The 6,126-nt window shown below is 68.9% G+C and carries 5 protein-coding genes and 1 pseudogene; 4 read left to right on the plus strand and 2 right to left on the minus strand.

Translation table 11 applies throughout. The annotated features are described in order from the left end of the window. Window positions 1-135: 135 nt before the first annotated feature. Window positions 136-765: an RNA methyltransferase gene (locus E3T40_RS14920; RefSeq protein WP_104100100.1), complete on the minus strand. Its 630-nt coding sequence runs from the start codon at window positions 763-765 to the stop codon at window positions 136-138. A gap of 115 nt (window positions 766-880) precedes the next feature. Between E3T40_RS14920 and E3T40_RS14925 the strand changes: the two genes are divergently transcribed. From E3T40_RS14925 to E3T40_RS14945, 4 genes are all read left to right on the plus strand, one after another. Continuing rightward, complete coding sequence (locus tag E3T40_RS14925; RefSeq protein ID WP_134374774.1) at window positions 881-1,573, plus strand: DedA family protein; 693 nt, start codon at window positions 881-883, stop codon at window positions 1,571-1,573. 395 nt (window positions 1,574-1,968) lie between these two features. Beyond that, on the plus strand, window positions 1,969-3,225 hold the full coding sequence (locus tag E3T40_RS14935) for an Nramp family divalent metal transporter (protein ID WP_134544552.1): 1,257 nt from the start codon (window positions 1,969-1,971) through the stop codon (window positions 3,223-3,225). Next, window positions 3,225-3,869 (plus strand): metal-dependent transcriptional regulator, encoded by a 645-nt coding sequence (locus E3T40_RS14940; protein ID WP_104170726.1) that lies wholly within the window; start codon window positions 3,225-3,227, stop codon window positions 3,867-3,869. The genes E3T40_RS14935 and E3T40_RS14940 overlap by 1 nt, the downstream gene beginning before the upstream one ends. Window positions 3,870-3,922: 53 nt before the next feature. Then, the gene (locus tag E3T40_RS14945; RefSeq protein WP_104170661.1) at window positions 3,923-4,723 is read left to right on the plus strand and encodes an HAD-IIA family hydrolase; all 801 of its coding nucleotides are present in this window, start codon (window positions 3,923-3,925) and stop codon (window positions 4,721-4,723) included. Between the two features lie 420 nt (window positions 4,724-5,143). Here E3T40_RS14945 and E3T40_RS14955 read toward each other — a convergent pair. Continuing rightward, a pseudogene (locus E3T40_RS14955) lies at window positions 5,144-6,126 on the minus strand (large membrane associated protein); the annotation flags it as partial.

A 6,126-nucleotide genomic window follows, 5' to 3' on the forward strand; every position in this document is an offset into this window, starting at 1 on the left:
AAATGAGGGCTTCATGACACACACGCTACGGGCACCCACCGACATTGCCCGCGGCATCCGCCCACCTACACGCACCCTGTGGATAACCCGATCACACCCTGATTGTGGAGGGATCGGGGGTGGTGAAACGCCCGCTCAGAACCGGTGCTGCAACACCCAGTTGTGCATGGTGACAGCCGCGGCGGCCGACGCGTTGAGCGAGCGGGTGGAGCCGAACTGGCTGATCTCGACGACGGCATCCGCTGCCTCGATCGCTTCGGGAGAGAGGCCGGGACCCTCCTGCCCGAACAGGAGCACGCAGCGCTCGGGGAAGCGGAAGGTTTCGATGATCACGCTGCCGGGCACGTTGTCGATGGCGATGATCGGCAAGGTCTCGGCGGCGGCCCACTCGACGAAGGACGCGACATCCGGGTGGTGCAGCACGTGCTGGTACCGGTCGGTGACCATTGCCCCGCGCTTGTTCCACCGCTTGCGCCCGATGATGTGCACCGTGTCGGCGGCGAACGCGTTGGCGCTGCGCACGATCGAGCCGATGTTCATGTCGTGCTGCCAGTTCTCGATGGCGACATGAAACGGATGCCGCTTCTCGTCGAGGTCGGCGACGATCGCCGCCATACTCCAGTAGCGGTAGCGGTCGATCACGTTGCGCGTGTCGCCGCGCTCGAGCAGCTCGCGGTCGTAGAACGACTCCTCGGGCCACTCTCCGGCCCAGGGTCCGACGCCGTGGGTGGACAGTTCGGGCGTGGGGTTCTGCGGTTCTTGCACCGATCCACCGTATCCCGCCGGGCACCGCCGGGCGTGCCGGACATGCCGTCGGGTATTCTGGCGTGCAGGGTTCGCGTTTCGCCGGCTCGCACCCCGCCCGGAAGGAACCATCACCATGCATCCCACGCTCTTCGGTATCGACTTTCTCGACTCGGAGTGGCTGATCGGCTGGTTCGGTTCGTTCGTGCTCCTCGGCGTGGCCACCATCGTGTTCGTCGAGACGGCTTTCATCGTCTTGTCGTTCCTGCCCGGCGACTCGCTGCTCTTCACCGTGGGCCTGCTCACCGCCACCGGGGATGTGCCCTTCCCGATCTGGGTGACCTGCCTCGTCATCTTCATCGCCGCGTTCGCCGGTGACCAGGTCGCCTATTTAATCGGCCGCAAGTCCGGCCCCGCCGTCTTCACCCGCGAGCAGAACCGCCTGTTCAACCCGAAGAACGTGGAACGCACCAACGCGTTCTTCGCCAAGCACGGCGGCAAGGCCATCATCATCGCCCGCTTCTTGCCCGTGTTCCGCGCCTTCGTTCCTCTCGCCGCCGGTGTGGGACGGATGCACTACCGCACCTTCGTGTTCTTCAACCTGATCGGCGCCTTCGCCTGGGGTGTCGGAAGCACCCTGATGGGCTACCTGCTCGGCCAGATCGAGTTCGTGGCGACGTACTCCGAATTCTTCATCATCGGCATCGTGCTGCTCTCGGGCGTGCCGATCCTGTCCGAGCTCTACAAGGCCGGCCGCGAGAAGAAGCGCACCCGCGGCAAGGCCCCGGTCCCCGTCGCCACGATTCCCGAGGACCTGCGCGAGGAGTAACCGCCCGGTTCAGAGGCGGCCGCGTCTCGGCACAGGGTCAGCGCAGCGTCAGACCGGCCGGCGGGCCGGTGACCAGGCTGGCGCCGGCATCCGTGAACAGGTCGATCGCCGCCGAAATCTGGTACTCCCCCGGCGGGAGCGCTGCGGACAGCGCGGCCCGGTGGGCGATCCGGCTCCACAGGGGTGCGTTTCCGGCCCTCGTCGAGGTAGCCGCTGAAGATGGCCCGCCGCACGTAGGCCTCGGCCCCACCGACCGTGAACCCGTTTCCTCCCTCTGCTTAGCTACTAAAACGTACGACCGCGCCGAAACGTTGGTGTGCCGGGCCGCCCACACAGGCACTGATCTTTCGGCGTGCCTAAATCTGCCCTATCCTATCGGTGTGCCTAAAAACAACATGAGCACGGATGCGAGGGGACCGGTCCCTGAGATCGCCACCGTGGCATCCTCTCACCTGCTCTGGTTGCTCGGCCCTGCCCTCGTCGCGGGTGTTGCCTACCTCGACCCCGGCAACGTCGCCAGCAATATGACGGCCGGTGCTCGCTACGGCTACCTGCTGGTCTGGGTGGTCGTGGCCGGCAACGTGATGGCCTGGCTGATCCAGTACCTCTCGGCCAAGCTCGGCATCGTAACCGGCACGAGCCTGCCGGAAATTCTCGGGGTACGTATTCGGCGCCCGCTCACCCGCCGCCTCTACTGGGTGCAGGCGGAACTGGTGGCCATGGCCACCGACCTGGCCGAGATCATCGGCGGCGCGGTCGCCCTGAACCTGCTCTTCGGCCTCCCCCTGCTCGCCGGCGGCGTGATCACCGGGGTCATCTCGATGATCGTGCTCACGGTGCAGACCCGGCGCGGCCCGCGCACCTTCGAACGCGTCATCGTGGCGCTGCTGCTCATCATCACCGTGGGCTTCGCGGCCGGGGTGTTCTTCGCTCCGCCGGATGCCGGCAGCGTCGTCGCCGGCCTCGTGCCGCGGTTCGAGGGCGCGAATTCGGTGCTCCTCGCCGCGTCCATCCTCGGCGCGACGATCATGCCGCACGCCATCTACGCCCACTCCGCGCTCACCCGGGACCGATTCCCCGTCGTGGCGGACGGCGCAGCAACGCGACGCCTGCTCTGGGCCACCAAATGGGACGTCACCATCGCGATGGCCATCGCCGGCACGGTGAACCTGTCGATCCTGCTGCTCGCGGCATCCGCTCTGCAGGGCGTCGCCGGGACCGACACGCTCGAGGGCGCCCACGCCGCCCTCGAGGCAACCCTCGGGCCCGTGATCGCGACGGTGTTCGCGGTCGGGCTGCTCGCCTCCGGGCTGGCGTCCACCTCGGTCGGAGCATACGCCGGAGCGGAGATCATGCACGGCCTGTTGCACGTGCGCGTGCCGCTGCTGGCGCGTCGCGTGGTCACCCTCATTCCCGCGCTGCTGATCCTAAGCGTGGGTTTCGACCCGACCGAGGCCCTGGTGCTCAGCCAGGTCGTCCTGTCGTTCGGCATCCCGTTCGCGCTGATCCCCCTGGTCTGGCTCACCATGCAGCGCGGGGTGCTCGGCGAGCATGTTAACCGCTGGTACACGACGGTCGCCGGCGCCGTCTGCGCCCTGCTCCTGGTGGCCCTGAACGTGGTGCTGCTCGTGCTCGTGTTCACAGGGGCGTGATGAAACACCCCACACCCGCGGCCGAGGACTACCTCAAGACCATCTACGCGCACACCGAATGGCAGCCGAACCCGATCACGCCTTCGGTGCTGGCCGCGCGGCTGGGGGTGGCGCCGTCGTCGGTCACCGAGATGGTGAAGAAGCTCGCCGTCGGCGGCCTGATCGAGCACGTCCCCTACGGGCCGATCACCCTGAGCCGGACCGGTTTCCTGCGGGCGACCGCGGTGGTGCGCCGGCACCGGTTGATCGAGACCTGGCTCGTGCGGGAGATGGGCTACGACTGGCACGAGGTGCACGACGAGGCGGAGGTGCTCGAGCACTCGATCTCGGACCGGCTGCTGGCGGCGATCGACGATCGGCTCGGGCATCCGTCGGCCGATCCGCACGGGGACCCGATCCCGGCCGAAGACGGCAGCCTGACCCGGCCGGACGCCATCCTGCTGGCTGAGGCCGCACCCGGCCACGTCGGGGAGGTCGTGCGCATCAGCGACCGCGACCCGGACATCCTGCGCGACCTTGCCGTGCACCGGGTCGGCCCGGGAACCCGGCTCACCGTTCTCGAACCCGGCGTGGTGCGGCTGCCGGGCGGCGGCATCCGTCGGCTGTCGTCTGCGGCGGCCCGATCGATCTGGCTCACCTCGTAACCGTCCGGAAACCTCGCGCCGCTAGGCTTATTCCCGAACCAAGGGAGCACCCAATGACACGCCGCGAAGACATCGAATGCTGGCTCACCGACATGGACGGCGTGCTCGTGCATGAAAACAGCCCGTTGCCGGGCGCGGCGCAGCTGCTGCAGCAGTGGAGCGACGCCGGCACGCCGTTCCTGGTGCTCACGAACAACTCGATCTTCACCCCCCGGGACCTCAGTGCCCGCCTGCGCGCCTCGGGCCTGAACGTGCCCGAAGACCGCATCTGGACCTCCGCGCTGGCGACGGCCGACTTCCTCCGATCCCAGGCGCCCGGCGGCACCGCCTTCGTGATCGGCGAGGTCGGGCTCACGACCGCCCTGCACGAGGCGGGTTTCATCATGACCGAGACGAACCCGGACTACGTGGTGGTCGGCGAAACCCGCAACTACTCGTTCGAGGCCATCACCAAGGCCATCCGTCTGCTCTTGAACGGTGCCCGCTTCATTTCGACGAACCCGGATGCGACCGGCCCCAGTGCGGACGGCCCCCTGCCCGCCACGGGTGCGATCTCGGCCCTGATCACCAAGGCCACCGGCATGGAGCCCTATGTGGTGGGCAAGCCGAACCCGATGATGTTCCGCTCGGCGATGAACAAGATCGGCGCGCACTCGGAGAACACGGCCATGATCGGTGATCGGATGGACACCGACATCATCGCCGGGATCGAGGCCGGGCTGCACACCATTCTCGTGATGACCGGCATCAGTGACGACGCTGAGGTGCACCGCTACCCGTTCCGCCCGGACGAGATCCTCTCCGGCGTGCACGAGCTGGTCTCCAAGGAGCCCGTGGAGTCCGACGCGATCTAGGTTCCGCCGCTCCCGTCGCAGCCGCGCTCTGCCGCATCCGTCGCTCCAGCACCCCTACAGCCGCGCCCGCCGCTCCTGCTCCCACTCCTCCCCCCTTCCGCCGCTCCCCCTGCTCCCGCTCCCGCCGCTCCCCCTGCTCCCCCTCCCGCTCCCGCTCCCTGCTCCCGCTCCCGCTCCCCCTCCCGCCAGGCCCTGACGAATTCGACGGAGATTTTGCGCCACAACCCCGTTTCCGACCCAGAACTGACCATTTTCGGCAAAATCTCCGTCGAATTCGTTCGAACATCGGGCATGGGGGGCGACGGCGGATCCCGGTTGCACGGCTGGGGTTCCGCTGCGCTACAAGACAGCCAGACAGCCAGGCGGCAAGGCAGCCGGACAGCCAGGGGGCAGACGTCGATGACGGATGCTCCGGAACGCTTATGCGGCGGGTACCGGTCCGGGGCCCGCGATGCTCGCGTTCATCGGCTCGCCGGAGGCCCGGCTCACGAAGCAGTAGTAGGAGCGGCCGCCATCGGACCACTGTTCCTCGGTGATCGGGTAACTACCCTGCACCTGCACGTCGCCGTAGGCCGAGGCCGCGGCCAGGTCGATGACGCCGGTCGCGCTGCAGAGCAGGTTGATCTGCCCGGCCAGCTCGGCCTCGCCAGGGAAGGCTGTGGCGGCATCCCCGGCGAACACTCCGCGGTACACGAGCTGAGCCGCATGCGGGGTGGCACAGTCGGCGACCGTGAACTCCTCTTCCCAGGGTGTCACGTACGGCTGCAGGCATTCGCCGCCGAACAGGGTGTCCCACTGGTGCACGCCGACCGGCTGGGGGCCGGTGGCCTCGGGCGGCGCCGACGGCGCCACACTCGGGGTGGCGCTCGGGGCAGGTGTAGCGCTGGACGTGGCCACCGCAACGGGGGCAGCGTCGCCGCCGACCAGGCTCTGCCCGAGGAAGAACAGTGCCGCCAGCGCGAGCACGACCACCAGGCCGCCGACGCTCCAGATCAGAAGCCGGGGCCTGCCGGGGCGGCTGCCTCCGGGCGGGCGACCGGCCGAGGCCGGCCGCGCGGCATCGGCACCGGACGGCGCCGCGTCCACTGCGGAACGCCGGCCGTTCGCTGCGACCGGAGTGTCCACGCCCGACGAGGAGTTTGGACCCGACGCGGGGCGCGGGGATACCGCACCGAACATACTGGTCGTGCCCGACGCGGGCCGCGGAGTGGTGTCAGCAGCAGCACTCGCACCGGCGTGGGTACCGGCCCCAGCCCCGGCTGGTGCAGGTTCGGGGGAAGCAGTGACGGCGGACGCGGGGGCGGCGGACGCGGACGCGGGCGCGGCGGACAGGTGGGCCGGCGTTGCGGCCAGTGAAGGTGGAGTCGGGGCGGCGGTGGGCGCGGCGCGGGCCGCGGCCGAGG

Source organism: Cryobacterium sp. TMT1-19 (assembly GCF_004403055.1).
Classification (GTDB): domain Bacteria; phylum Actinomycetota; class Actinomycetes; order Actinomycetales; family Microbacteriaceae; genus Cryobacterium; species Cryobacterium sandaracinum.

Excerpts from the sequence above, each read along its gene's own strand:
- E3T40_RS14940 (WP_104170726.1), top strand. The coding sequence starts at position 3,225 with ATGAAACACCCCACACCCGCGGCCGAGGACTACCTCAAGACCATCTAC.
- E3T40_RS14925 (WP_134374774.1), top strand. The coding sequence starts at position 881 with ATGCATCCCACGCTCTTCGGTATCGACTTTCTCGACTCGGAGTGGCTG.
- E3T40_RS14935 (WP_134544552.1), top strand. The coding sequence starts at position 1,969 with ATGAGCACGGATGCGAGGGGACCGGTCCCTGAGATCGCCACCGTGGCA.
- E3T40_RS14945 (WP_104170661.1), top strand. The coding sequence starts at position 3,923 with ATGACACGCCGCGAAGACATCGAATGCTGGCTCACCGACATGGACGGC.